This window comes from Ligilactobacillus apodemi DSM 16634 = JCM 16172, from assembly GCF_001434405.1.
In the GTDB taxonomy this organism is placed as follows: Bacteria; Bacillota; Bacilli; order Lactobacillales; family Lactobacillaceae; genus Ligilactobacillus; species Ligilactobacillus apodemi.
This window is the reverse complement of record NZ_AZFT01000030.1, coordinates 50,201-75,525: the sequence shown is the minus strand read 5'-3', so window position 1 is coordinate 75,525 and position 25,325 is coordinate 50,201. Positions and strand designations below refer to the sequence as shown.

Below are 25,325 nucleotides of genomic sequence, written 5' to 3'. Positions count from 1 at the left end.
TTGAAAACGTTGTCTATATATTGAATTGTAACTTTTAGTGCATTGTGTGTCAAACGTATAACAGATAATATTTGTTTAATTTAATAGTCTAAGAATTTTTTGGAATATTTTGTGATAAACGATTGACATATAGAAAAAATACGCTATCATAATAAATATAAAACGTTTACAAAAAATAGGAGGCGAGCTTAGAATGGATCACAAAAAAGTGGCAAAAGAAGTCATCGAAGCGGTCGGAAAAGACAACATGGTGGGTGCAGCCCACTGTGCGACGCGTTTACGCTTAGTGCTAAAAGATGACAATAACATTGATCAAGCAGCGTTAGACAGTAATGCAGACGTTAAGGGTACATTCAAGACAAATGGGCAATATCAAATCATTATCGGCCCAGGGGATGTAAATTTTGTATATGATGAACTTATTAAAGAAACTGGATTGAAAGAAGCCTCAACCGAAGATCTAAAGAAGATTGCTGAGCAAGGCAAAAAATTCAATCCGATCATGGCATTTATCAAGCTCTTATCTGATATTTTCGTACCGATCATCCCAGCCTTAGTTGCCGGTGGTTTGTTGATGGCTTTAAATAACTTCTTAACTTCTAAAGGGTTATTTGGTTCACAAGCACTCGTAGAAATGTATCCAGCAATCAAAGGCTTATCCAGCATGATTCAAGTCATGTCGGCAGCACCATTTATCTTTATGCCGATCTTAGTTGCGATCTCAGCAGCTAAACGCTTTGGCGCTAACCAATTCTTAGGGGCTGCAATCGGGATGATCATGACAAGTCCTGATTTGATCTCGGGTAAAGCATGGGATATCTTTGGCATGCAAGTTATGCAAAGTAACTACTACTACCAAGTTATTCCTGTTTTAGCAGCTGTTTGGATCTTATCTGTTTTAGAAAAATGGCTCCACAAACGGCTTCCATCGGCAGTTGACTTTACGTTTACACCGTTGATCGCTGTTATGTTGACAGGATTTTTGACATTTACAGTTGTTGGTCCAGTGATGAAGACACTTTCTGATTGGATCACAAATGGGATCGTTTGGTTATATGACACGACAAGCTTCATTGGGATGGGGATCTTTGGGTTAACTTACTCAGCGATCGTGTTGACTGGGTTACACCAAAGTTTCCCAGCGATCGAAACTCAACTTATTACCGCCTTTAGTAATGGTAAGGGCGCGGGTGACTTTATCTTTGTTGTCGCTTCAATGGCTAACGTTGCTCAAGGGGCAGCGACATTTGCGATCTGGACTTTAACAAAAGATAAGAAGATGAAAGGTTTAGCATCTTCTGCTGGGGTCTCAGCTTTACTTGGGATCACTGAACCAGCACTCTTTGGGGTCAACTTGAAGTATAAATTCCCATTCTTCTGTGCCTTGATCGGTTCAGGGATCGCAGCGATGTTTGCAGGTTTGATGCACGTAATTGCGGTATCTTTAGGTTCTGCAGGTTTCCTTGGTTTCTTATCGATTAATGCAACCTCAATTCCAATGTATGTTGTTGCTGAATTGATCTCATTTGCGCTTGCCTTTGCCTTGACTTATGTTTACGGCAAGAGCCATCGTCAATTATTAGATCCAGCTCCAGTGGCAGCTCCAGATGAACCAAAAGCTGTTAAAGAAGCAAAAAAAGAAGCTAAGCAAGTTTCTGGGGTGAAAAATCAAGTTATTGCAGCTCCAGTTGATGGTGAATCGATCGACTTAAGTCAAGTTGATGATCAAGTTTTCTCAACTAAAATGATGGGTGATGGTGCTGCAGTGATCCCAAGTAATGGCACGATCTATGCGCCAGCTGATGGTGAGATCACGGTAGCTTATGAAACAAAACACGCTTACGGTATCAAGACTAATGACGGTGCAGAAGTGTTGATCCACGTGGGGATCGATACGGTCAACTTAAAGGGCCAACATTTCACATCAAACGTAACCCAAGGCCAAAAAATCAAAAAAGGTGATGTGTTAGGAACGGCTGACCTTGATGCCATCAAACAAGCCGGCTATGACACAACGGTAATGGTCATCATCACAAACACAATGGATTACGCAAGTGTTGAACGAATCGACGCTAATAAAGTAGTACACGGTGATGATTTAGTTGCGATCACAGCAGTGTAAGCATGAAAAACAGATGTGAGTATTCGCATCTGTTTTTTTGTGTGGATGTACCTAAAATGAATTACTATAGTTTAGCTGAGAAATGTATTATAATGTTATTTAATGTTGATATTATTTAGCAATTATTAGGAAAGGGGAAGCTTTATGAAAACAAGAAGCGAACTAAAGGCCGAAGCTCGTAAGTTACTTGCAGGTAACTGGGGCAAGGCTATTTTACTCAATATTATTTCGATTGTTGGTGTGTTGCTCGTTGGGGTATTTGCTTTAGGAGTAATTACTCTAATAGCTGTTATGGCTAAGCATGCCGCTGAAACTGGCGATAGTAGCGTTATTGATAATTACACTTCTGGTGGCGGTAGCCGAGGTGGTGGCTTTGTTGGGGGCTTGATCAGTACGTTTATCGGTACTGGTATCTTGTATACCTTACTCGACTGGTTACGGACAAAGAACAATGACTTTAGCCCAGTTAGAGGGATGTTTTCGATTTTTTCTAAAGAATATTTTGTCCCAGTTTTGGTACTTTATATCTTACAAACGATCTTCACGTTCTTGTGGACTTTGCTCTTTGTCATTCCAGGGATCATTAAATCATATGCTTACTCCCAAACATATTTTATCTACAAGGATATCAATGCGAGTGGCAATGAAAATCATTTGAACTATCTCGACTACATTACCCTTAGTCGTGAATTGATGAAGGGGCATAAATTTGAATTTTTCGTACTTCAGTTGAGCTTTATTGGCTGGTGGATCTTAGGCGTATGTACTTTTGGGGTCGCCTTTATTTGGATCATTCCATACTACCAAACAACGATCGCAGCCTACTACAAGAGCTTGGCAGGCGACAAATTCTTAAATTATCAAGCAGCTTAAGCGCAAAAACTAAGACACTCGAAAGCGGGTGTCTTTTTGTTTACATATATTAAAATATTCGTTTTAGGCATAGTTATCAACTTACGATAGGTATTTAACATTTGAAAACATAGTCAGTACAATAAAGTTGAAGAAGAAATCAACAATTGAGATGGAGTGAATAACATGTCTAACAATGAAAATGAAGTAAAAAATGGTTTATTTAGTTTAGGAGCAGAAAATGATGCTTACGCTAAATATTTTATGGGAACTAGCTATTTAAATGGTTTAGTAGCTCCTGATGAAAATATTGATGTAGCTGTCGCAAATGTTTCCTTTGAACCGGGCTGTCGCAATGACTGGCACATCCATCATGATGGCTACCAAATTTTAGTGGTAACTGCAGGCCAAGGTTGGTATCAAGAAGCAGGAAAAAAAGCTCAATTGTTAAATCCTGGTGATGTAGTGGTGATCCATGAAGGTGTCAAACACTGGCATGGTGCAACTAAAGACAGTTGGTTTGCCCACCTTGCGATCACTAAGGGAACAAGTGAATGGCTCGAAAAAGTAACTGCTGAACAATATAGTGATTTAGACTAAGGAGAGAAAATAACGATGGCTAAAAAACAAACCGCTGGACGTGACCAGTTGGGAGAATTTGCCCCTAAGTTTGCGCAATTAAACGATGATGTATTATTTGGCGAAGTTTGGGCGCGTCAAAAAGAATTAGGCTTACGTGAGCGCAGTTTAGTGACTGTGACGGCTTTGATCACCAAGGGCGCCTTTGAGCAATTGCCATATCATTTACAAACGGCTAAAGATAATGGGATCACCAAAGAAGAGATCGCTGAAGTCATCACGCAATTGGCCTTTTATGTTGGTTGGCCAAATGCCTGGTCAGCGTTTAATATTGCTAAAAAAATTTGGTAATAAGTAAATAAGCTCAAGTAGTTAAACGACTACTTGGGCTTATTTTTTTGGTGTAAAATACCTATTAAAATTAATTTTGCATGCCTGAAATGAATGGATTAAAATATAAAAAAGTAACTAAAAATAGGGGGATGTTACATGGAAACAAGGGTCTTACAATATTTTTTGAAGATCGCTGAATTAGGCAACATTACTAAGGCGGCTGCAGAATTACACATTACGCAACCTACTTTAAGTCGGCAGTTACAAAACTTAGAAGAAGCGGTAGGCACACCGTTATTTAAAAGAGAAAAACGGCAAATGATCTTGACTAGTGCAGGTGTTTTATATCAACAACGCGTCCAACAGATCTTGGCGGACATTGATAAGTTAAATCGTGATATGCAACAATGTATTGCCTTAAATGGCACGATCAGTATCGGCTGTGTTGAGTCGACTGGTGCTAAATTTTTGACTGACTTGATCAGTGAATTTCACACCCGATATCCGGAAGTAAAATTTGAAATATACAGTGGAGACGGTGATGATATTCGGGCAAAACTTGACCGTCACGTTTTGGACTTAGGGATCTTATTGACCCCAGTGGAGATCGCTAAATATAACTACACCGAGTTAGGCGTGACCGATACGTGGGGGATATTAGTGCCAAAAGCATCACCATTGGCTAAAAAAGATGCGCTCACTGCAAAAGAATTAGCCTCATTACCACTGATCGTGCCACGAAGACAGATCATTAAAGATGAAATAAATTCCTGGTTTAATATCCCAGAAACTTCTTTGCAGATCGTTGGCTCACAAAATTTGCTCAGCAACTCGTTAGAATTGGTCAAAAATGGGATCGGCTATGTCATTTGCACCTATGGCTCTTATATGAATCGCCCGGTCAAAGAATTAGTCTTTTTACCGGTCCAAGGCGCTCGCCCGATCAAGCATGCCTTGATTTGGCAAAAAAATGCTCCGTTAGCAACTTCGGCGCAAAGATTTCGTGATTTTATCATTGAAAATATTTAATATTGCAACCGATTGCAAAAAGGTTGATTTTTTTATAAGATTAGGTTATGAGAGGATAACGAAAGGTGGGAAATATGCGCGTGAAAACGATAAAGCCAAGTGAACGGATCGTCTATCAGATCTATCCAAAAAGTTTTAATGATAGTAATAATGATGGGATCGGGGATCTTAGGGGAATTACCCAAAAATTAGATTATTTAAAAGCTTTAGGGATAAATACTTTATGGCTCAATCCGATCTACGTCTCTCCCCAAGTGGATAATGGGTATGATGTTGCAGATTATTATCAGATCGATCAAAAATTAGGGACGCTAGCCGACTTTGATGAGTTGGTCAAACAGGCTCATGATCGTGGACTAGACGTGATCTTAGATTTTGTAATGAATCACACGTCAGAAAAGCATCCGTGGTTTCAAGCAGCGCTACAGGACAAAGAAAGTGAATATCGTAATTTTTATTTGTGGCATCAAGGGAAAAATGGGGGACCTCCTAATAATTGGGCATCTTTTTTTGGCGGAAGTGTCTGGCAAAAAGATCCATTAGCTGACAATAACTATTACTTTCATTTATTTGCAAAGGAAATGCCAGATTTAAACTGGCAAGAGCCTAGAGTCCAAACAGAAATGGTCAAGATCGCCAAATTTTGGCTAGATCATGGTGTCGATGGCTTTCGGTTAGATGCGTTTATTCACATTGTTAAAGCGGATTTTGAGCAAGATATGTTGGCCTCTGATGACAAACCGCAACTTGCAGAGATGTTTTATGCTAATTTGCCACAGGTCGTACCCCATCTGCAAGCCTTTATTGCTCAGTTACATGAGATCAAGCCTGATATCTTTATTTTAGGGGAAGCAGCTAGTGCCGATATTGATTTAGCGGTGACTTACACGACGCCACCAAAAAAGAGTTGCGATACAGTTGTGACATTTCGGTATTTTGCCGAAGATGAAACAGGTCTTGACCCTGATTTATTGCGGATCGGACAACCCCTTCCGTTAGATTTAACCGGATTTAAGGCAAATATGTTAGAGTGGCAAAAGCGCTTAGAGGGTGTTAGTTTTCCGACCTTATATTGGAGTAATCACGATATGCCCCGGATCTTAACGCGCTTTGATCCTAAGATGCAAAAAGATGCTTGTGCTAAAATGTTAGCGACGTTAATGTATTTGCAACGCGGGATCCCCTGCATTTACTATGGCGAAGAATTGGGGATGGAATCGGCGTTGCTAACAAAACTCAGTGATTTTGAAGACCAACAGATAAACGAGTTTGCTAAGCAAGCACAAGCTAAGGGATGGAGTAAAGAACAGATCTTGGCTAGTGCTAGTAAAGCGCATAAAATGGCGGCCCGGTTACCACTGCCATTTGATAAGTCAAAATATCAGGGCTTTTCGAGTGTTCAACCGTGGAAATGGGCGACTTCACCTAAGACGCGCAGTGTGTGCGACCAAGAAATCGATCCGGGTAGTGTCTTAGCGTATTATCGGCGGATCTTGCAGTTAAAACAACAAGAGATCTTTATTCACGGACGCTTTATCTTGGAAAATACGTCAGCTGAGTTGTACGTTTACCGGCGTATTTTAGACCAAAAGGAAGTGTGGGTAATCTGTAATTTAGGCGAGATCCCCCAAGAGTTCAAATGTGGTCCAGTCAAAAAAGTTTTGTTGGGGCAAAATGCCCGAGTTAAGGCAGGAACAGCCCAATTAAAGGCTTATGGTAGCCTAGTTTTAGAGCGATAGAGAGGAAAGAAAAAATGGAAGTTTCAGCAGTATACCATCGACCTGATAGCGAGATGGCTTATTTAGGGGAAAATGGGGCGTTTGAGATCCGTCTCAAAGTAAAGCATGATGATATTGCCAAAGTTGAGCTATTATATGGCGATCCATATGGGAAAAAGGCTAATGAAAAAGATGCCGGTGCCTGGGAATATGCAACGGTAGTGATGGACAAAGCGTATGTGACTAAATATCACGATTATTATATTGCTAAAGTCAAAGTAAAGCTCAATCGCTTGCAATACGCGTTTAAACTCACCGATAAAAAAGGAGTACGGTGGCTTTACGATGATCGTAAAATCGTTTTAGCTGACCCGAATAGTTTAGCAACTTTGACGGGCTTTCGGATGCCTTATTTACATGAGATCGATCGGATCGATCCACCAGAATGGGTCAAAGAGACCGTGTGGTACCAGATTTTTCCGGAACGCTTTGCTAACGGCGATCCTAAAAATGATCCTGAAGATGTTTTACCTTGGGACAGTCAAGCTCCAACGCGCCAAAACTTCTTTGGGGGTGACTTGCAAGGAATCATTGATAAATTGGACTACTTAGTCGATTTGGGCATCAACGGTTTGTATTTATGCCCGATCTTTACGGCACATTCCAATCATAAGTACGATACGATCGATTATTTTGAGATCGATCCTCATTTTGGTGACAAAAAAACCTTCAAACGTTTAGTTGATGAAGCCCATAAACGGGGGATGCGGATCATGCTAGATGCGGTCTTTAACCATTTAGGTGATTTTTCGATGCAATGGCAAGATGTGATGACCTATGGAAGAGAATCGCGCTTTGCTTCGTGGTTTCATATCAATGAGTTTCCGGTCAGCTATACTAAGACCGATAACGATGAAGTCGCTAACGATCTGACTTATGAAGTGTTTGCGAACACGCCACATATGCCTAAATTAAATACTGCTTCACGCGAAGTGCAAAATTATCTTTATGAGATCGCTACTTACTGGATTAAACAATTTGATATTGATGCTTGGCGACTTGACGTGGCAAATGAGATCGACCATCATTTCTGGCGGCAATTTTATTCTTTGACCCATCATTTAAAACAAGACTTCTACGTTTTAGGTGAAGTTTGGCATAACGCCCAAAGTTGGGTCAATGAGCATGAATTTGACGGGGCGATGAATTATCCCTTTACTGAAACTTTGAGCGACGGGTTGATTTTTAAAAATATTTCCCTAAGTGACATGGTCTCACGTTTAAATGAACAGTTGATGCTTTATCGCACTCCGACAAATCAAGTCATGTTAAATTCGATGGATACCCATGATACAGCGCGCTTATTGACGTTATGTGAAGGTAACAAAGAGCTTGCCCGCCTTGTTTTAACGATGATGTTTTTACAAATTGGTGCGCCATGCATTTACTATGGAACCGAAATCGGGATGACTGGTGGCCTTGATCCGGCGTGTCGTGCTTGCATGATCTGGGAAACAGACCGGCAAGATCAAAACATGTTAAGTTTTATGAAATCTTTGATCGAGTTACGTAAAACAGAACAACACATTTTAAGTTATGGTACGTATACTTGGGAAGTCGATGATGAAAAACGCTGGTGTAAACTTGTCCGAAAAGAAGGCAACGCGACGGTCAGTGCCTACTTTAACTTAGGAAAAACAGCCCATACCTGCCCACAAGAAGGCAAATTATTGTTAGCCCAAAATTTGACGGAAGATAAATTAGCTCAAAATGGCTTTGCAATTTTTCGTAGCTAAGCGCTAATTCTTGTGGAAAAATAGTGGAAGGTCTAAAATTAAGACGAAACTATGAGGGGGAATTACTGATGACAGTTAAACCAGAACTTGCACAAGATGTGTGGAAAGATGCCGGACAACACGTTCAATTTACGGTTTTAGAATTGAACAGAAAAGACCGTAAGCATGAACAAGAAGTTATCACGGCTTTTGCTGACCGCTACCAAGCAATTTTAAGATCGTTGCATATTCGTGATAAGGACGGTTATTTGCGTGCTTCTTTTGGCTTTAGTAGTGAAGCGTGGGATTATCTTTTTCCTAATGCACCTAAACCAAAGGAATTAGAACCTTACGAAACGCTCAAGGGTGATACTTACGAAATGCCCGCTACTAAGGGGGATCTTTTCTTTCACATTCGTGCTAATGATGAAGCCGTCGTTTATGAAGCAATGAGTCAGTTTATGTTATTCTTACGCGATATTACGACTGTTGTTGATGAAACTAAGGGCTTTCGTTACTTTGAAGGGCGTGCGATCGTGGGCTTTATTGATGGGACCGAGGCCCCTGAAACAGAATTAGCCTCACAATATGCGATCGTAGGTGATGAAGATCCCGAATTTATCAATGGATCATACGCATTTGCGCAAAAATGGTCGCATAATATGAATTTTTGGAATAAATTAAAGACCGAAGATCAAGAAAAAGCGATCGGACGCCAAAAATTCAATGACCTTGAACTAGAAGATGAAGAAAAATTCAAAAATGCGCATAACGTTGTATCAAAAGTCGAAATCGACGGGGAAGAACAAAAAATCGTGCGGATGAACGTTCCTTATTCTGAACCGGCTTCGGGTAAGACGGGGACGTACTTTATTGGTTATGCTCGTCATTGGAAAGTAACGAAGCTGATGTTACAATCAATGCTTGCTGGTGATGACTTTTTGTTGTCATTTTCTAAGATCTTATCGGGGCAAAGCTTCTTTATCCCTTCTAAAACCGTCTTAAATAAAATTGCTGATGGTGAATATACTGCATAATTAAAATTTATCTAGTTAAGTTAAAGGCTACTCACGGTGCTTGTGAGTGGCCTTTTATACTATCTTCGAGCAGAAAAATGTTGTTCGCAAAGGGTTTGTAGGTTGCGCTCTAATTGAGCTATAATAATAGTAAATATTCTTTTAAGTAAGGAAGGTTTACATGGAAAGATCGGCAATTTATCACCGCCCCGCAAGTGAAATGGCGTGTATGGCGGATAATAATCACTATCAGCTTCAATTGAAGACCAAACACCGTGATATTACCCGCGTGCGGGTGATTTTCGGTGCGCCCCAAATGTTACTTGCTAATTCAGGTAAAGAAAGTGAATGGGAGTACGAGACCCTGGAAATGAACAAACGCTTGCAAAATGGAACTTACGATGTTTGGAGCGTTATTTTACCGATCCCAAAGTCACGCAAATTAAAATATGCCTTTCATTTACTTGATCGTGAAGGAAACGAACTGTTATATGATGCCAATTTGATGCAAGTCTATACGCCTAAAGCAGTTAAGGAGATCACCGGCTTTTTGACGCCTTATCTTGTTTTAGACGAAAGCTTGGCTGCGCCTAAATGGTCAAAAAGTATGATCTGGTATCGAATCATGCCCGATCGTTTTTCCAATGGTGATCAACGCCAAGACCCTAAAGATCTCTTAGAATGGGGACAACCAGCCGAAAAAGCCAAATTCTTTGGTGGAGATCTGCAAGGGATCTTAGATAATTTAGAATACATCCAAAACATGGGTTTTAACGGTATCTATCTCACACCGGTGTTTGATGCCTACTCTAATCATAAATTTGATACGATCGATTACTATGAGATCGATCCAGCCTTTGGGACTAAGGAAAAATTCAAGGAATTGATCGAAGCGATCCATCAACGTGGAATGAAGATCATGTTAGACATTACGTGCGACCATTTAAATGATTTTTCGTTACAATGGCAAGATGTCCGCAAGTATGGCGTACGTTCGACCTTTGCGAAATGGTTCTTGGTCAATGAATTTCCGGTGCGTTATTTACCAAGTGAATCACCTAATTATTCCGAGCGTTTGACCTATGAAGCATTAAATAATAATCCGCACATGCCAAAAGTGAATTTAGATAATCCTGAAGTTCAAGCCTATTTTGGTGATATTTTAACTTATTGGACTAGAAACTTTGGCATTGATGGTTGGAGTATTGCAGATTCAAACGAAATGTCAGTGGCCTTTAAACGTTATTTAAATGAAACACTCAAAGCAATCAACCCTGAAATCTACCTGTTAGGTAATACGATTGCGAAAAAAGCTGAGCACGATAATGTTTTTGCAGGGAATAATTCGATTGATGTGCGTGAATTAGTCGAACGGACATTTATTGAACGTAGTGTACCTCCAACTGAATTAGCGTATGCCTTAAATGAGCATCAATTACGTGCTAAGATCAGTGAATTATCAGCCTCACTTTTAGCAGCCGATAGTCCACAGACTAAACGGATCTTGGCTAAAAGTTCGAATAATTTACCATTGTTACGTGCGATCTTGACCTTCATGTTTATGCAATCTGAATCACCAAGTATTTTGTATGGAACTGAAAAAGGCTTGGCTGACGGCGATGAACCGGCTTTACAGCCTTGCATGTCATGGAAAGATAACAAGCGTAGTGATGAGATGCAAAGATTTATCAAGACCTTAGTCGCTACTCGGCATAAATACAACCGAGTTTTAAGTGAAGGGACCTTTGAATGGGGACAATGCAGTAACAAGCATTCTTACTTGAGCTTTAGTCGCAAATTAGGCTCTACTCGCATCTTTGCACTCTTTAACTTAGGCTATGGAAGCATTAAGATCGTGTTACCACCGAAGTGTAAATTATTATTAGGACAAAATTTAGTTGAAGGCGATAGTCGTTTAGGTCAGTATGGCTTTGCAATCGTTGAATTGTAAACTATAAAAAAAGAGAAGCCATAAGTTTTGCTACAAACTTACAGCTTCTTTTTTATTGACTTATATACGCTAGAAAAGCACTTAGAGAAATTTCAAGAGCGTAAAAAAGACCCTGAAATATAGGCTTAAGCCATTTCAGGGTCTTTTAAATAATTATCTAAATCTAGCGGTCAATAAAGAATTTAACCTAAGTAAATTAGTTTACGTGTACCGCAAATGATGGCATGAAGTAAGCCATGTTACCAACCTTGACTGATTGACCTGGTTCTGGAGCAGCGATGTAGCTGTTACCACCTAAGTAGATAGCTACGTGGTATGTTGAACCTGCCGAACCCCAGAATAATAAGTCACCAACTTGTGCTTGGCTTACAGGGATACGTGTACCAGCTGATTCTTGGGCAATTGTGTTACGACCAATTTGCTTACCAAAGTGTGCGTAAACGTATTGTGTTAAACCTGAGCAGTCAAAGCCTGATGGTGTTGTACCACCCCAAACGTAAGGAACACCGATAAATGTTTGCGCATATGCTGCGATTGCACTACCGCTAACAGATGAAGCTGTTGTAGTTGTAGTAGTTTGTTGTGTACTTTGTGTAGCTTGTGTTTGTTGTGATTGTGTTGTTGTTGTACTTTGAGCAGCTTGTTGTGTTTGTTGTGATTGTGTTGTTGTTGTGCTTTGAGCAGCTTGTTGTGTTTGTTGCGATTGTGTTGTTGTTGTGTTTTGTGTAGCTTGTTGTTGTTGTGTTTGTTGAGCCGTTGTATCTTGAGCAGCTTGTTGTGTTGTTTGTGTTTGAGCTGTTGTGTCTTGTGTAGCTTGTTGTGTAGCAGAAGGATCCTTAGTTGGATCGTTGATTGTCAATGTTTGACCAACTGCTAATGTAGCACCCAAAGTGTTAGCTGAACGAAGAGAATCAACCGTTACACCGTAAGCTTGAGCGATTGAGTAAAGTGAGTCGCCAGCTTGAACTGTGTAAGTTGTGTGATTTGCAGAAACTGTAACTTGTGGTGTTTGAGTTTCTTGTGTTGTTTGTTGAGCTGTTGTATCTTGTGTAGCTTGAGTTGTTGTATCTTGAGCAGTTGTGTCTTGTGTTGTAGCTGCTGTTGTTTGGTCAGCTGTTGTAGTTGTAGCAGTTGTTGTGCTTTGTGTAGCTTGAGCTGTACCGTTGACCTTCAATACCTTACCTGGGTAGATAAGAGTTGTATCAGCAGATAAACCATTCAATTCACGTAATTTTGCAACTGTTGTACCATATTTTTGAGCTAAATCCCAAAGAGTATCACCAGATTGTACAGTTACGTCAGTTGTGTTTTCTGTGTCAGCAGATGTGTTTTCTTCGCTAGAAGTATTTTCTGTAGAAGAGTTGCTTGCTGGAACTTTCAAAGTTTGACCTGTCACGATCAAGTGTGTGTTTTGGTCAATGTTGTTTAATTTTTCGATGGATTGGATCGAAACACCGTATTTTTGAGAAAGATCCCAAACTGTATCGTTTTTAGCAACTGTATGTGTTGTGTCGGCATTTGCTGTAGCTGTAGATGCTAAGAATAAACCTGCTGCTCCGATTGTACCGACTAAGATGTTTTTTGCTGTATGTTTCAAAATAAAATTTCACTCCTAAAATATTTTTAAAATATAACGACTAACTTCAATTCGACTGATACATTTATTTTAATCCATTTATATTGCAACCTAATGCAAAAAAGATTACATTTTACCACGATTTGTAACAAAGAGCGGATAAGGCTTGAAAATATAGGGGAAAATTAAAATGTTAAGATTTGGTAAACCTCTTGAAATATAATTTAAGCCTGCTATAGCAAGGAAAAATCGCCATATTTTTTATTCAGATAAAGCACTAAATTACTTTTGTTGTTACAAAAATGTTACAAAAAATGCAAAATGGTAAATGCGTTACAGTTATTTAGGTTTCGCTGATAATTTTGGTACATGCCTGCAAATGTTGTTACAAACATATTAAATAACCGTTAATTAATGTTTACATTAAATATTTTTAATGTAAAAGTGAGCTAAAAGGTTAAATATCTTTTTAAAAACAGGGATTATATTGACTTTTGTTATCTAATTAAATAACTTTATAATTAAATGATACTAATTTTAGGTAATGAAAGAAGGTAATGATTTGGTAGTTTACAATTTTTCTGCTGGCCCAGCTATGATGCCCCCTGAAGTAGTGGCGCAGATCCAAAAAGAATTGGTCTCATATAAAAATAGTGAGATGAGCGTGATGGAAATCAGTCACCGCTCTGAGCTATATGCGGAAATGTTTCAAGAGGCCAAAAATGATTTTCGTGATCTTTTGGCGATCCCTGCTGGCTACAAGATCTTATTTTTACAAGGGGGAGCTTCACTTCAATTTACGACCGTTCCGTTAAATTTAGCACGTAAGACCAAGCAAATCGCCTTTATTGATACGGGACATTGGTCACAAACAGCAATTGATGATGCGCATTTATTGACCGATAGAAAAGTTGATGTGGTGGCCACAGGCAAGAAGAGTAACTATACGACATTGCCACATGACATAAAACTCGAAAAAGAATATGATTACGTTCATTTAACGATCAATAACACGATTGAAGGAACGATGTATCGAAAATTACCTGACTTAGGCGGGCAAACGGTTGTCGGTGATATTTCTTCAAATATTTTAGGCTATCAACATGACGTTTCTAAGTATGGCTTGTTGTATGCTAGTGCGCAAAAAAATATCGGACCGGCTGGCTTAACGCTAGTAGTCGTTAAAGAAGATTTACTTGACCAAGACCAAGATCTGCCTTCAATGTTGGATTATGTCAAACTGATCAAGGAAGATTCAAATTTAAATACGCCTCCAGTCTTTCCGATCTATGCGGCCGGCTTAGTTTTTAAGTGGCTCAAACAACAAGGTGGCGTAAAGCAAATGCAAGCTCAAAACGAAGAAAAAACAGGCATTTTGTACGACATGTTAGACAATTCAAAGCTTTTCTACGCTACGGCAAATCAAGCAGATCGTTCTTTGACAAATGTGCCCTTTACGACCGGGGATAAGACGTTAGATGCAAAATTTATCGCTCAAGCTGATGAAATGGGCCTCAAGAATTTAAAGGGACATGTTTTAGCTGGAGGAATGCGGGCAAGTATGTATAATGCCTTTCCACTTGAAGGTGTCAAAGCCCTAGTACAATGTTTGCAAAAATTTGAAAGTGCCCACAAGCCGATGTTTAACATTTCCCTTAAAAAAATGGATGCTTAGTGTTAGAATAAAGTTCCTTGGCAGGGGCCACTTAAAGCTTGAGTAAGAGCATTTTAAGTGCAATCAATAAGCGAAGCTCACCTAGTGCCCATGCGCTTAGGTGGGCCGTTTTACGTTAGAACTAAGAAAGGAGACAACATGACAGAAGATATTTTTGAAGCGATCAAACAAGATCCCCAAAATGCAAGTTATACTAAAAACGGGATCGATCCCTTGTATACCGCACCAAAGACGGCTAAGATCTTGATCGTAGGGCAGGCTCCAGGGCAAAAAGCCCAAGATACGCGTTTATTTTGGAATGATCCCAGTGGTGATAATTTACGAAAATGGCTTGGGGTTTCACGGCAAGAATTTTATGATTCGGGCAAATTTGCGGTCTTGCCAATGGACTTTTATTTTCCGGGAAAAGGACGTGCAGGAGATCTACCACCGCGTAAAGGCTTTGCGCAAAAGTGGCATCCGCAGTTATTGGCACAAATGCCAGAGCTTGAATTGATCATCTTAGTGGGCAGTTATGCGGTGAAGCACTATTTGAAACGTCCAACGAAAGAAACGTTGAAAACAACAGTCAAAAATTATCATGATTATTTGCCAAAATACTTTCCGTTAGTTCATCCTTCACCCAGAAATCGGTTATGGTTACAAAAAAATCCATGGTTTGAAAAAGATGTTATCCCCGAATTACAAAAACGAGTGGCTGACTTACTTGAATAAGCTACTAGCTAAGTGCTACAATGAAAAAAGAAAAAGGGAAGTGCTGGAAACACTCCCCCACGGAACCGTTAAAGACGGCGACTTCCGGACGTTTTATTAATTGTTTTTAAACCATCCTACTCGTCAAAGTTAGGGATGGTTTATTTTTTGTTGATCGCTTTGATCAACTCGACAACTAATGCGATCAACATAACGACAAAAGAGCCGAATGCCAGCATCAGTTGCAACGCATCTGCAACAGACACGAAAGCGCGCTTTGGCTTGAATATATCACTAGTAAAGTGCTACAATGAAAAAAGAAAGGGGAAGTGCTGGAAACACTTCCCCACGGAACCGTTAAAGACGGCGACTTCCGGACAATTTATTAGGTTATTTTAAACCATCCTACTCATCAAAGTTAGGGATGGTTTATTTTTTATTGATCGCTTTGATCAACTCGACAACTAATGCGATCAACATAACGACAAAAGAGCCGAATGCCAGCATCAGTTGCAACGCATCTGTAACAGACACGTAAATGCTCCTTTCCCTTAGAGTTTGATTTCATAGCTTTTATACCATAAGCATCACGTCCTTTGGGTCCGGTAGACACCATCTCAACTTTTCCAACAATAATTGTAGCATCTCTTTTGTTAAACAAATATGAAAAATAATAGATACATAATCTAAACATTATTTTTCGGATAACTGATCAATAGAAAAATCCCTGAGCAAAGTTCATTTTCGCGAAATTTGCTCAGGGATTTTTGATTTAAGCTAGTTTTTCCTAGCCTATTTATTTTACAAAATAATTAATGCTTGATCCGGGTGTCAAACCGTGAAACAGCACGTAAGATCATAAAACTGATAATTGCTTCGATCGGCCACATAATAACATTTTTTGGCACGCGGACGCTTAAGAGCGCCCAAACTGGTGTATGATACATCAAATAGATCCATAACGTATTGAAGAAGATATTAGACACAAGGATCTGCACGAATTGGTAGATCGCTAAACGTTGCCAGGTGATTTTTTGTTGATATAAAAATGCACCAACGATCACGCCAGAGATAAAAGCACTAAAGGTATAACCGATAAAAAATGTGCTACCTGTCGCAAAGATCGTACTCTTGATCAAATCGGCTAAAACAAGTGAGATCCCACCAAGCCAAGGGCCAAGGTAGTACCCGATCAAAGTTGTGCCGATAAAGCCGATCCCGATCTTTACCATTGAATCCGAACCAAACGATAACTTGCTTAAAACGGTTTGCAATGCGATCAACATCGCCGCAAGTGTGATCGTTCTTGTGTTGAGTTTAGGACTTCTCCAAGTTAAATTCGTCATAAAAAACATCTCCCTAAAATTTTTGGGGGGAGACAAGCACCAGCAATGGTTAGATTATTGGTGAATGCGGAAGATACACGCAGCTAAAATGACGGTTTAGCTTTCTGCCTGTGTTCACATTCCGTTCCACAAGCCCGTAACGCATAAATTCCTACCCCTACAAGCGTTGATTTTAGCATTTATTACCTAATAAATCTACTGGTAAAACACGAACAATAAGAAAAAATATCTGTCTAATATTTTGTTTGCTACTAAACATTAACTTGATCGTCCTTCAAAATAAGTATTAATTAGCAGTTGTTAGTTCTATAATAAGGGCAGCATCGTGAAAAAGTTTGGGAGTGAAATTAATGTTATATCCATATGCCGAATTTTCAGGAACTCTAATTGTAACTTATTCACAAGAATTAGAAGATGGTACGATTTTTGTCCATTTTGAACACCCCTGTGATTGGGGATTCAAGGAAGCAAGATATATTTTATCGAGTAAAGAAAATCTCTATAGTGAGGGATTTACTGAAGCTGAAAAAAAGAATAATGAAAGAATACTCAATAACAATGCACGACTGATCAGTAAATATGCCAAATTAGGTGGTATTCCATTTGCCTAGTGGGATTGGGGGACTTAATAATAAAAGACCCACGTCGCATTTTTTGACGTGAGTCTTTTATTTATCCTAACTATTGTTAGCGAAAATTATTTTTGATGGTTAGCAATATGTTCTTTTAATAATGCTGCTCCGTAGATCAAGGCTTCGATCACAGTAATAAAGAAGCTGACCGGCCAATCGGTCAAGTAGCTAAGATATAAGCCAAACCAAACACCAAAGAGGATGAAAATAAAGTTTAAGATGATCATTTGGTGTAAACGATGGGCAAAGTACTTAGTTGCCGAAGCTGGGATCGTCAAAAGTACAAAGATCAATAATGCCCCCACGATTTGGGCAGTGATACTGATCGTTAGCGCGAGCATCACTAAAAAGATGATCGAGATCGTTTTGTTTAAGCGCTGGTTGTATTGTGCCCCTTGTGAATCAAAGGAATTATACGCTAAACGCTTGAATAACAAGGTGATGATCACAAGCAAAAAGATACTTAAAGCGACTAACACTTCAATATCACTTTGATCGATCCCAACAATACTCCCAAACAAGATGCTTGTCGCATAATTAGCTTGCTTATCTGACAGGGATAAAAATAAGATCCCTAGCCCTAAAAAGATCCCAGAAAAGACACTGATCGAAGCTTCACGTCGGCCTAAACGTTCACCGGAAAGACCGATCAACAAGGCGCTGGCACTTGTGAAAAGTAACATCCCCGCTAAAGGCGAGATCCCGATGAAGATCCCAAATGAAGCCCCCGAAAAGCCAATTTCAGATAAGGTATGGGTGAAAAATGACGTCTGTCTAGCAACGACAAACGTTCCCATCACACTACAGATCAAGGCGATAAAGACGCCAGCGATAAAAGCATAGCGCATAAAATCATAATCAAACATTATTTAGCCTCCTTACTGATCAAAGTACCCCTCTGATTTTCTAGATGCAATTCGTAATCAGCATACATTTCGATCAACTCAGGATCATGGGTGATAAACAAGATCGTCAAGCCGTGTTGTTGCATGACTTGTTTAAGCAAGCGCAAGAGCTCGTGTTTATTGGTCGTATCAAGGCTAGCCGTTGCTTCATCTAAGATCAATAATTTAGGGTCAGCACATAAGGCTTGCGCTAAATAAGCCCGTTGTTTTTCGCCCCCCGAAGCACGTCCTAGCGGTTGTATTTGGATCTGCGTGAGTTTTGTTTCTGCGAGAATTTGAGCTAATTTAGCTTCGTTTTCTTTTTTATGTCTGAAAAAAGAACGCTTCTTTAACCCAAACGCAACGAAATCACGAATACATAACGGATATTCATCATCGATACTACGATGTTGGGGAACATATTGAACTTCATCACGTGAAACAGCAAAATGGGTGTGGGCGGTGTAATTGCTAGTCAGATCTTGCAAGAGATGTTTGACTAACGTTGTTTTACCAACACCATTTTCGCCGGTGATGCACGTCAAAGCCCCTTGAGGGATCTCAAAGGATAACTTTGAAAAAAGGGTCCGATTAGGGATCACAAGATCTAACTCTTGGACGGTAAGGATCGGTTTCATAGCTTAACGCTTCTCTCTACTTTTATTTTGAACTGCTTTGGGCCTTTAAGACCGCTTGATATTCACTTTGAAGCCAAGTTACGTAAGTTTTTCCTTTAGGTAAAGTTTCGGTGACTTTTACGACCGGAACACCATATTTTTTACATAACTTAACGATGTTTTTGATCACAGAACTATCGCTTTGAGTGTTTTGCACAAAGAAAGCGATCTTTTTGTTTTTGATGTCATTTTGCAATTTCCGAATATCGGAGTAAGATGGGTCGCTACCTTCTTCAGTAGCTTGGGCAAAGTGTGTATTTGAGATCTTATAACCCATCTTTTGTAAGGAATAATCAAAAACAGGTTCAGAGACTGCGACTTTTTGATTATTACTGTTTTTCTTGATTTTGTCTAGTAGCGTCGTTAGTTTCGTTAAACTTTTTTTATATTTAGCGGCATTTTTCTTGAAAGTAGCCTTGTTTTCAGGCTGCAATTTTGAAAATTCTGTTACTAAACGATCAGCTAATTTTGACATTGTTTCGGGATCATACCAAACGTGTTCGTTGTCGCCATCTTTGACGTTCATCAAGCTTGCAACGGAAAGGGTCTTTTTAGGATTCAATTTAGTTACCCAATCGTCATAACCGGCACCATTGTAGATCACTAAGTCAGCTTTGGCGACGGTTTTAGCTGTTTTAGTAGTTGGCTCAAAATCATGGGGATCAACACTAGAACTAGTGATCAATGAAGTGACTTTGCCGTGATCACCTAGAACTGCTTCGGCAACTTCGCCGTAAAAATCAAGCGTCGAAACGACATTGATTTGGTCACTGGCAGCTTGGACCGTATTTTTGAGACTTGAGAAACTAAAGCATGCTAGCAAAGCGCTAGCGAATAAAAGAAAGTTGCGTAACTTTTTCGTCATTTTTGAATAAATTCCTCTCTGTTAAATTGTAATGATTACCATTAAAAATACTAACGTTTGCAAAATGAACTGTCAACCCTAAAAATGGCGTCAAATCAAGGGATTACGATTAAGCGAAAGTAAAAAATCACGTTATTTAGCCCCAAAATTTAGGTTCATTACGCTTTAAAAAAATTACAACTTATCTAAAAAGACGAAGGGATGCGCCCTTCGTCTTTTATTAAGTGAGATCTTATTCGGTTGGTGCTTCGTAAAAGTCAGTCTCATCACTAGTTTCAGTGCTACTTGAATTGCTGCTACTTTGACTGCTCGAAGATTTGAGCGTTTGTTCGGTCGTTGTCGTTTGGTTGAGCAACTCATTTAATTTGCCGATCGGATTCCAAAGCCATAGAAAAAGACTAATAATAACTAAATTGATCAAAGTGATGATCAAATACCAGTTGAATAATGCATGCATAACTCCGTTAGTAGTGGCTTTGGCTTTAAGATAAGCATGACGATAAGGATCGTTTTGACGTTCCATCATCCCTCCTCCTTTCACTAAGATTTTGCTAAGCCTTTTGATTATATCAAGAAAAAAAGTATTTTGGGCAATAAAAAACCCCCGTAAAAAATTACGGAGGAAAAAAGGAGTATGTTACCTGTAAGCAAGGGGGGCTTATCAGGTAATGTTTCAGCTATAGGACTACACCTGTGTGATGCTTTGCTTTAGCTTATGGTTATAGTATATGCTCGCGTTATAAAGAAAAGGTAATCGTTTACTTAAGGAATATATATAAAACGGTTAAAAAAATATAAACAATAAATATTTATATTACTAAACCCATTCTTCTTTCACAGCAGTCACAAATGAGCGCATCAAAGCTTGTCTTTGGGTCGCAATTTCTTTAGCTGCAGCAGTATTTAGCAGATCTTTTATTTTAAAAAGTTTCTCATAAAAGTGGTTGATGATCGTTTCATCGGCTAAATTACGATATTGTTCCTTGGTGAGATTTTCGCGGGGCAAGATCGCTGGGTCGTAGAGTTTCTCGTGGTGTTTAGCGCCGTAATAGATCGCCCGCGCAATTCCGATCGCACCGATCGCATCTAACCAGTCGGCATCTTGAACGATTTGACCTTCAAGACTTAACGTTGGACGATTCTCAAGCGAGTGCGCAAATGACATGTTGGAAATAATGTCAAAGATCGCCGTTTGTGTTTTTGCAGGGACCGCGATCTGCGTTAAAAAGTCTTTGACAGAAGCTTTAGCAGCGGTAATGTCAGTAAAGAGTTTTTCATCAATGACATCATGTAATAAGGCAGCTGCTTCAATAATGAATGGGTCGCCTAAATTATCTTGGTTTAGCTGTTTAGCCATCTTAACGACCCGTTTGATGTGTGCCATGTCGTGGCCAGTTTGGTCGTTACCTAATTTACTGGCAGTAAAGTCGTAGATTGCAGTCAATTGTTGTTGTTTATCCATGAGATCACGTTCCTTATCATTTTTTGGCAAAACTAGCAGAAATAAAATCAAACAGTAGATCTAAACTATATGGGGTGAAAAAGGCATCAGACGTACGCGTAGCTTCATCGAAGCAATAACGCGCTGTTTTTGGTTGTAAACTCGTCAAAGCCTCCGCCAGCTCTGCAAGCGAGACGTTTTCTTGTTTAGCTTCTAATAAGAGAAAAGGTGGCAATTTTTTGGGCGCAGTAGTTGTAGCGGTAACTAGTTGGTCGGGCGTGCGCGGTGCCAGTAAAATCGCGCCTTGATAACGCAACGGTGAACGACGGACGTCTTCGTCATTGAAACTTTGTTGTCCCTGATTAAAAATGCTAAGCGCGCTGAGATCGGCACCTTGTCCTTGCCCAAATAAAAGATAGCGGTAAGGATCAAGGTGGTATTTAAAGGAATGATCCAACAAAAAGCGCGTTGCCGAGTGGATATCTTTGACCATTTGGGTTTGATCGTCAAGGCGGTAAGAAACTAAAGCGACCGCATAGCCACGAGTAGTCAAAGTTAATAATTGTGCGAACCGCGCATCAGGACGTAAAGTACCAGTCTCATCCAAATCAGGTACCCAAACGATCAAGGGAAAATGGGGCTTAGTGTTTGGTAAAACTGGGGGAGTCATCAAAGTCAGTGTCAAGCTTTGGTGCTCTTTAGTCGCGTAGACTAGATCTGAGTAGATCTTGGGGTAACGTGGTGTTGTTGGCTCGGTCAATTCGAGTAGATTTTTTGAGGAAATAACGCTCACTCCAAACTACGATAAAATTATTGATTTAACGGGGCGGATACTTGTATTTCACCATTAAATAAATTACTATTATAATAGCACGTGAAACATAGAAATAAAACAATGTTTCACAATTAGATTTGGATAGGGGAACTAGATGACACCAGAAGAATTCAGAGCAGCAGTTGCTAAAAAAGGTGTAGTACTCACCGACCAACAAATGCAACAGTTTCAAACGTATTACGAATTTTTAGTTCAAACAAATGAACATGTCAATTTAACAGCGATCACGAAACAAAATGAGGTCTACTTAAAACATTTTTATGATTCCTTATTACCAGCGCTTGAAGTGACAGATCTCCAAACAAAAGAATTGAGTATCTGTGATGTTGGCGCGGGCGCAGGTTTTCCTTCGATCCCAATGAAGATCGTTTTTCCTAATTTGCGCGTGACGATCGTTGATTCATTGAACAAGCGAATCAAATTTTTAGAAGAATTAGCCCAGAAGTTAGCGTTGACTGACACCCACTTTTACCATGCGCGGGCAGAGGAATTTGCAGCTAAGAAAAGTGAATTTCGGGAAAGCTTTGATGTGGTAACGGCCCGTGCGGTAGCGCGTTTAAGCGTCTTAAGTGAGTTTTGCTTACCATTAGTAAAACAAGGTGGGCGTTTCATTGCCTTAAAGGCACAAAAAGCCCAAGAAGAGTTGGCCGACGCTAAGTACGCAGTCGCAACTTTAGGCGGGAAGATCGTTGAAGATATTGAAACAACATTACCACAAAGCGATGAAACACGGCATATTATCGTGATCGATAAGAAAAAACCAACTCCAAATAAGTATCCACGTAAACCAGGGACACCAGCGAAACAACCTTTACAGGCACCCCAAGGGAGGAAATAAAAGATGGCATTTTCATTTTTTAAAAAGAATAAAGAAGAACCAAATGATAAAAATCGGGTTCAAGAGATTCCATTAAGTCAGATCGTGCCTAACCAAAATCAACCCCGGACGATCTTTAGTGACGAAAGTATCGCCGAATTAGCTGATACGATCTATGAACACGGGTTACTACAACCGATCGTTTTGCGTAAATTAGCCGATGACCAATATGAAATCATTGCCGGTGAAAGACGTTTTCGTGCGGTCACTAAGTTGGGTTACGAAAAGGTTCCTGCGATCGTCCGCGAAATGAGCGATTCAGAATCTGCTTCGTTAGCGATCATTGAAAACTTACACCGTGAAGGCTTAACGGCGATCGAAGAAGCTAAAGCATACGATCATTTAATGAAGCTAAATGATCTGACCCAAAAACATCTCGCCAAAGAATTGGGTAAAAGCCAAGGGTTTGTCGCTAATAAGTTACGCTTGTTAAAACTCCCACAAGCCGTCCAAGATGCGATCTTAGACCGGACGATCACGGAACGTCACGGACGAAGCTTACTGACGCTTGATGATGAAACAAAGCAACTAGAGCTCTTAGCCCAGATCACGGAAAATGGTTGGTCAGTCAAAGAAACTGAAGAAGCTATCAAGAAATTGACAGAACCTAAAGTAGCCAAGAAAAAGAAGCGCGCTGTCAAAAGTGTGACTTCAGATCCAAAAGTGGTCGTTAATACTTTTAAAAAGACCGTTGAAATGGTTGAAAAATCAGGGGTCAAAGTGAACGTGACCGAAGAAGATACTAAGGGTTTTCATCGGATCATTATTGATATTCCGGTCGATAAAGACTAGGGGGTGTTAGTTTGGGAAGAGTCATAGCATTGGCCAATCAAAAAGGTGGCGTTGGTAAAACGACAACTAGTGTAAATTTAGCTGCTAGCTTAGCAGATATGGGCCAAAAAGTGTTGTTGATCGATATGGATGCCCAAGGCAACGCAACTAGCGGGATCGGGGTCGATAAAGGTGAGATCAACCAAGATATTTATAATGTTTTAGTTAATGAAGTTGAATTGGACGAAATTATTTTAAAAACAACGCGTCCCACACTTGATGTGGTTCCCGCAACGATCCGTCTTTCTGGGGCCGAGATCGAATTAGCTTCACAATTTGCGCGTGAAAAACGCTTGGCCGATGCGTTAGTGTTATCACGTGATGATTATGATTTTATTTTACTCGATTGTCCCCCTTCGTTAGGACTATTGACGATCAACGCTTTTACTACGTGTGACTCGATCTTGATCCCCGTTCAAAGCGAATATTATGCCCTCGAAGGGTTAAATCAATTGGTCAATACGATCAAATTAGTGAAAAAACATTATAATCCAGCGTTAAAGATCGAAGGCGTCTTGATGACAATGCTTGATGCGCGGACGAATTTAGGTAATCAAGTTGTCAGTGAAGTCAAAAACTACTTTGGTGAACGGGTTTACGAAACAGTGATCCCACGTAACATCAAATTATCGGAAGCGCCAAGTTATGGGATGCCGATCGCGGATTATGATCCTAAATCTAAAGGAGCATTAGCGTATAGTGCTTTAGCAAGGGAGGTTTTGGCGACGAATGCCAAATAAGAAAAAAGCATTAGGCCGAGGTTTAGACGCCTTATTTTCAAACTTTGAAGAAACAGATGATGCTAAAGATGCAGTTGTGGAATTAAAAATTGAAGATATTCGTTCCAATCCTTATCAACCACGGCGCACATTTGATCAAGCAGCCCTGGATGAATTGGCTGCTTCGATCAAACAACAAGGTGTTTTTCAGCCGATCATTGTCAGGTCTTCAAGTGTGATGGGCTATGAATTGATCGCCGGTGAAAGAAGATATCGGGCATCAAAAATCGCTGGTAAGACCACGATTCCTGCAATTGTAAGAGAGTTTGATGAAGAAAAAATGATGGAAGTTGCAGTTTTAGAAAACTTACAACGCGAAGATCTTACGCCCTTAGAAGAAGCCCAAGCATATAATTCTTTAATGGAGAACTTACACTTAACGCAAGCGCAAGTCTCAGAGCGTTTAGGTAAGTCACGGCCATATATCGCTAATTATTTACGTTTATTGAGCTTACCGCCAGAAGTCAAAGAGATGTTGCAAGCGGGCGACCTTTCGATGGGGCAAGCTAGAACTTTGTTGTCACTTAAAAATAAGAAGAATTTACCACAATTAGCTAAAAAGACAGTGCGCGAAAACTTGACGGTGCGCCAGTTAGAGCAATTAGTCAGTGAATTGAATAGTGAAAGTGAACCAAAGAAAGCAACTAAGAAAAAAGTTGCGCTTGATCCGCATCTCAAAAAGAGCGAAGAACTACTGAAGAAGCGCTTTGGGACTAGTGTTTCGATCAAGGGTAATGCCCGGACGAAAAAAGGTAAGATCGAGATCCAATATTTGTCGTTAGATGATTTGAATCGGATTTTGGATATATTAGATATTCAACTAGACTAGGTGAGGAATG

The 25,325-nt window shown here is 39.8% G+C and carries 26 protein-coding genes and 1 riboswitch; of the genes, 16 read left to right on the top strand and 10 right to left on the bottom strand.

What is annotated here, in order from left to right; genetic code table 11:
• The first annotated feature begins 193 nt into the window (after positions 1-193).
• The 9 genes from FC32_RS02565 (at position 194) to FC32_RS02525 (ending at position 11,375) form a co-directional block, all read left to right on the top strand.
• A complete protein-coding gene (locus FC32_RS02565; RefSeq protein WP_025087386.1) occupies positions 194-2,122 on the top strand; it encodes a sucrose-specific PTS transporter subunit IIBC in 1,929 nt (642 codons plus the stop codon).
• Positions 2,123-2,266: 144 nt separating this feature from the next.
• The gene (locus tag FC32_RS02560) at positions 2,267-2,995 is read left to right on the top strand and encodes a DUF975 family protein (protein WP_025087385.1); all 729 of its coding nucleotides are present in this window, start codon (positions 2,267-2,269) and stop codon (positions 2,993-2,995) included.
• Between the two features lie 165 nt (positions 2,996-3,160).
• The gene (locus FC32_RS02555; protein WP_025087384.1) at positions 3,161-3,574 is read left to right on the top strand and encodes a cupin domain-containing protein; all 414 of its coding nucleotides are present in this window, start codon (positions 3,161-3,163) and stop codon (positions 3,572-3,574) included.
• 15 nt (positions 3,575-3,589) lie between these two features.
• Entirely contained in the window at positions 3,590-3,904 is a 315-nt protein-coding gene (locus FC32_RS02550; RefSeq protein ID WP_025087383.1) for a carboxymuconolactone decarboxylase family protein, read from the top strand.
• A gap of 138 nt (positions 3,905-4,042) precedes the next feature.
• Positions 4,043-4,915: a LysR family transcriptional regulator gene (locus FC32_RS02545; protein ID WP_025087382.1), complete on the top strand. Its 873-nt coding sequence runs from the start codon at positions 4,043-4,045 to the stop codon at positions 4,913-4,915.
• Between the two features lie 80 nt (positions 4,916-4,995).
• Positions 4,996-6,654 carry an alpha-glucosidase gene (locus FC32_RS02540; protein WP_025087381.1) on the top strand — a complete coding sequence of 553 codons (1,659 nt, stop codon included), beginning with the start codon at positions 4,996-4,998 and terminating at the stop codon, positions 6,652-6,654.
• 14 nt (positions 6,655-6,668) lie between these two features.
• Positions 6,669-8,429 carry a glycoside hydrolase family 13 protein gene (locus FC32_RS02535; protein WP_025087380.1) on the top strand — a complete coding sequence of 587 codons (1,761 nt, stop codon included), beginning with the start codon at positions 6,669-6,671 and terminating at the stop codon, positions 8,427-8,429.
• Between the two features lie 68 nt (positions 8,430-8,497).
• Positions 8,498-9,445 (top strand): Dyp-type peroxidase, encoded by a 948-nt coding sequence (locus tag FC32_RS02530; protein ID WP_025087379.1) that lies wholly within the window; start codon positions 8,498-8,500, stop codon positions 9,443-9,445.
• Positions 9,446-9,605: 160 nt separating this feature from the next.
• Entirely contained in the window at positions 9,606-11,375 is a 1,770-nt protein-coding gene (locus tag FC32_RS02525) for an alpha amylase N-terminal ig-like domain-containing protein (RefSeq protein ID WP_025087378.1), read from the top strand.
• A gap of 196 nt (positions 11,376-11,571) precedes the next feature.
• On the opposite strand, the gene FC32_RS02520 is transcribed toward FC32_RS02525, so the two are convergent.
• The gene (locus FC32_RS02520; RefSeq protein ID WP_025087377.1) at positions 11,572-12,972 is read right to left on the bottom strand and encodes a C40 family peptidase; all 1,401 of its coding nucleotides are present in this window, start codon (positions 12,970-12,972) and stop codon (positions 11,572-11,574) included.
• Positions 12,973-13,495: 523 nt separating this feature from the next.
• Between FC32_RS02520 and serC the strand changes: the two genes are divergently transcribed.
• The gene (gene serC / locus FC32_RS02515; RefSeq protein WP_051533657.1) at positions 13,496-14,626 is read left to right on the top strand and encodes a 3-phosphoserine/phosphohydroxythreonine transaminase; all 1,131 of its coding nucleotides are present in this window, start codon (positions 13,496-13,498) and stop codon (positions 14,624-14,626) included.
• Positions 14,627-14,764: 138 nt separating this feature from the next.
• The gene (locus FC32_RS02510; RefSeq protein ID WP_025087375.1) at positions 14,765-15,340 is read left to right on the top strand and encodes a uracil-DNA glycosylase family protein; all 576 of its coding nucleotides are present in this window, start codon (positions 14,765-14,767) and stop codon (positions 15,338-15,340) included.
• Positions 15,341-15,480: 140 nt separating this feature from the next.
• On the opposite strand, the gene FC32_RS02505 is transcribed toward FC32_RS02510, so the two are convergent.
• The 3 genes from FC32_RS02505 to FC32_RS02495 all read right to left on the bottom strand — a co-directional run bounded on the left by FC32_RS02505 (position 15,481) and on the right by FC32_RS02495 (position 16,665).
• Positions 15,481-15,585 carry a putative holin-like toxin gene (locus FC32_RS02505; RefSeq protein WP_025087374.1) on the bottom strand — a complete coding sequence of 35 codons (105 nt, stop codon included), beginning with the start codon at positions 15,583-15,585 and terminating at the stop codon, positions 15,481-15,483.
• A 163-nt stretch (positions 15,586-15,748) separates the two neighbouring features.
• Positions 15,749-15,853: a putative holin-like toxin gene (locus tag FC32_RS02500; RefSeq protein ID WP_025087373.1), complete on the bottom strand. Its 105-nt coding sequence runs from the start codon at positions 15,851-15,853 to the stop codon at positions 15,749-15,751.
• Positions 15,854-16,131: 278 nt separating this feature from the next.
• Positions 16,132-16,665, bottom strand: coding sequence for a folate family ECF transporter S component (locus FC32_RS02495; RefSeq protein ID WP_056957246.1), 534 nt, complete (start codon positions 16,663-16,665; stop codon positions 16,132-16,134).
• 56 nt (positions 16,666-16,721) lie between these two features.
• Positions 16,722-16,826, bottom strand: a riboswitch (THF riboswitch).
• A gap of 189 nt (positions 16,827-17,015) precedes the next feature.
• Between FC32_RS02495 and FC32_RS02490 the strand changes: the two genes are divergently transcribed.
• Positions 17,016-17,276, top strand: coding sequence for a hypothetical protein (locus tag FC32_RS02490; protein ID WP_025087372.1), 261 nt, complete (start codon positions 17,016-17,018; stop codon positions 17,274-17,276).
• Positions 17,277-17,362: 86 nt separating this feature from the next.
• Here FC32_RS02490 and FC32_RS02485 read toward each other — a convergent pair whose 3' ends face one another.
• The 6 genes from FC32_RS02485 to FC32_RS02460 form a co-directional block, all read right to left on the bottom strand.
• A complete protein-coding gene (locus FC32_RS02485) occupies positions 17,363-18,163 on the bottom strand; it encodes a metal ABC transporter permease (RefSeq protein ID WP_025087371.1) in 801 nt (266 codons plus the stop codon).
• Positions 18,163-18,819: an ATP-binding cassette domain-containing protein gene (locus FC32_RS02480; protein WP_056957245.1), complete on the bottom strand. Its 657-nt coding sequence runs from the start codon at positions 18,817-18,819 to the stop codon at positions 18,163-18,165. Before FC32_RS02480 ends, FC32_RS02485 begins: the two co-directional genes overlap by 1 nt.
• Before the next feature lie 22 nt (positions 18,820-18,841).
• On the bottom strand, positions 18,842-19,723 hold the full coding sequence (locus FC32_RS02475; protein ID WP_056957244.1) for a metal ABC transporter solute-binding protein, Zn/Mn family: 882 nt from the start codon (positions 19,721-19,723) through the stop codon (positions 18,842-18,844).
• Positions 19,724-19,955: 232 nt separating this feature from the next.
• On the bottom strand, positions 19,956-20,246 hold the full coding sequence (locus FC32_RS02470) for a hypothetical protein (protein ID WP_025087370.1): 291 nt from the start codon (positions 20,244-20,246) through the stop codon (positions 19,956-19,958).
• A gap of 294 nt (positions 20,247-20,540) precedes the next feature.
• Positions 20,541-21,185 carry an HD domain-containing protein gene (locus FC32_RS02465; protein WP_025087369.1) on the bottom strand — a complete coding sequence of 215 codons (645 nt, stop codon included), beginning with the start codon at positions 21,183-21,185 and terminating at the stop codon, positions 20,541-20,543.
• 16 nt (positions 21,186-21,201) lie between these two features.
• Entirely contained in the window at positions 21,202-21,957 is a 756-nt protein-coding gene (locus tag FC32_RS02460) for an alpha/beta hydrolase (protein WP_025087368.1), read from the bottom strand.
• 136 nt (positions 21,958-22,093) lie between these two features.
• Here FC32_RS02460 and rsmG point away from each other — a divergent pair, with 136 nt between their 5' ends.
• Genes rsmG through FC32_RS02440 form a run of 4 tightly spaced genes read left to right on the top strand, consistent with a single transcriptional unit; the run spans position 22,094 to position 25,315 of the window.
• On the top strand, positions 22,094-22,837 hold the full coding sequence (gene rsmG, locus FC32_RS02455) for a 16S rRNA (guanine(527)-N(7))-methyltransferase RsmG (protein ID WP_025087367.1): 744 nt from the start codon (positions 22,094-22,096) through the stop codon (positions 22,835-22,837).
• Between the two features lie 3 nt (positions 22,838-22,840).
• Positions 22,841-23,668, top strand: coding sequence for a nucleoid occlusion protein (noc, locus tag FC32_RS02450; protein WP_025087366.1), 828 nt, complete (start codon positions 22,841-22,843; stop codon positions 23,666-23,668).
• Between the two features lie 11 nt (positions 23,669-23,679).
• The gene (locus tag FC32_RS02445; RefSeq protein WP_056957243.1) at positions 23,680-24,447 is read left to right on the top strand and encodes a ParA family protein; all 768 of its coding nucleotides are present in this window, start codon (positions 23,680-23,682) and stop codon (positions 24,445-24,447) included.
• Positions 24,437-25,315, top strand: coding sequence for a ParB/RepB/Spo0J family partition protein (locus tag FC32_RS02440; RefSeq protein WP_056957242.1), 879 nt, complete (start codon positions 24,437-24,439; stop codon positions 25,313-25,315). Before FC32_RS02445 ends, FC32_RS02440 begins: the two co-directional genes overlap by 11 nt.
• The last annotated feature ends 10 nt before the right edge of the window (positions 25,316-25,325 follow it).

Excerpts from the sequence above, each read along its gene's own strand:
- FC32_RS02550 (WP_025087383.1), top strand. The coding sequence starts at position 3,590 with ATGGCTAAAAAACAAACCGCTGGACGTGACCAGTTGGGAGAATTTGCC.
- FC32_RS02560 (WP_025087385.1), top strand. The coding sequence starts at position 2,267 with ATGAAAACAAGAAGCGAACTAAAGGCCGAAGCTCGTAAGTTACTTGCA.
- FC32_RS02565 (WP_025087386.1), top strand. The coding sequence starts at position 194 with ATGGATCACAAAAAAGTGGCAAAAGAAGTCATCGAAGCGGTCGGAAAA.
- FC32_RS02545 (WP_025087382.1), top strand. The coding sequence starts at position 4,043 with ATGGAAACAAGGGTCTTACAATATTTTTTGAAGATCGCTGAATTAGGC.
- FC32_RS02465 (WP_025087369.1), bottom strand. The coding sequence starts at position 21,185 with ATGGATAAACAACAACAATTGACTGCAATCTACGACTTTACTGCCAGT.
- serC (WP_051533657.1), top strand. The coding sequence starts at position 13,496 with ATGAAAGAAGGTAATGATTTGGTAGTTTACAATTTTTCTGCTGGCCCA.
- FC32_RS02555 (WP_025087384.1), top strand. The coding sequence starts at position 3,161 with ATGTCTAACAATGAAAATGAAGTAAAAAATGGTTTATTTAGTTTAGGA.
- FC32_RS02485 (WP_025087371.1), bottom strand. The coding sequence starts at position 18,163 with ATGTTTGATTATGATTTTATGCGCTATGCTTTTATCGCTGGCGTCTTT.
- noc (WP_025087366.1), top strand. The coding sequence starts at position 22,841 with ATGGCATTTTCATTTTTTAAAAAGAATAAAGAAGAACCAAATGATAAA.
- FC32_RS02525 (WP_025087378.1), top strand. The coding sequence starts at position 9,606 with ATGGAAAGATCGGCAATTTATCACCGCCCCGCAAGTGAAATGGCGTGT.
- FC32_RS02535 (WP_025087380.1), top strand. The coding sequence starts at position 6,669 with ATGGAAGTTTCAGCAGTATACCATCGACCTGATAGCGAGATGGCTTAT.
- FC32_RS02440 (WP_056957242.1), top strand. The coding sequence starts at position 24,437 with ATGCCAAATAAGAAAAAAGCATTAGGCCGAGGTTTAGACGCCTTATTT.
- FC32_RS02470 (WP_025087370.1), bottom strand. The coding sequence starts at position 20,246 with ATGGAACGTCAAAACGATCCTTATCGTCATGCTTATCTTAAAGCCAAA.
- FC32_RS02475 (WP_056957244.1), bottom strand. The coding sequence starts at position 19,723 with ATGACGAAAAAGTTACGCAACTTTCTTTTATTCGCTAGCGCTTTGCTA.
- FC32_RS02490 (WP_025087372.1), top strand. The coding sequence starts at position 17,016 with ATGTTATATCCATATGCCGAATTTTCAGGAACTCTAATTGTAACTTAT.
- rsmG (WP_025087367.1), top strand. The coding sequence starts at position 22,094 with ATGACACCAGAAGAATTCAGAGCAGCAGTTGCTAAAAAAGGTGTAGTA.
- FC32_RS02480 (WP_056957245.1), bottom strand. The coding sequence starts at position 18,819 with ATGAAACCGATCCTTACCGTCCAAGAGTTAGATCTTGTGATCCCTAAT.
- FC32_RS02530 (WP_025087379.1), top strand. The coding sequence starts at position 8,498 with ATGACAGTTAAACCAGAACTTGCACAAGATGTGTGGAAAGATGCCGGA.
- FC32_RS02510 (WP_025087375.1), top strand. The coding sequence starts at position 14,765 with ATGACAGAAGATATTTTTGAAGCGATCAAACAAGATCCCCAAAATGCA.
- FC32_RS02495 (WP_056957246.1), bottom strand. The coding sequence starts at position 16,665 with ATGACGAATTTAACTTGGAGAAGTCCTAAACTCAACACAAGAACGATC.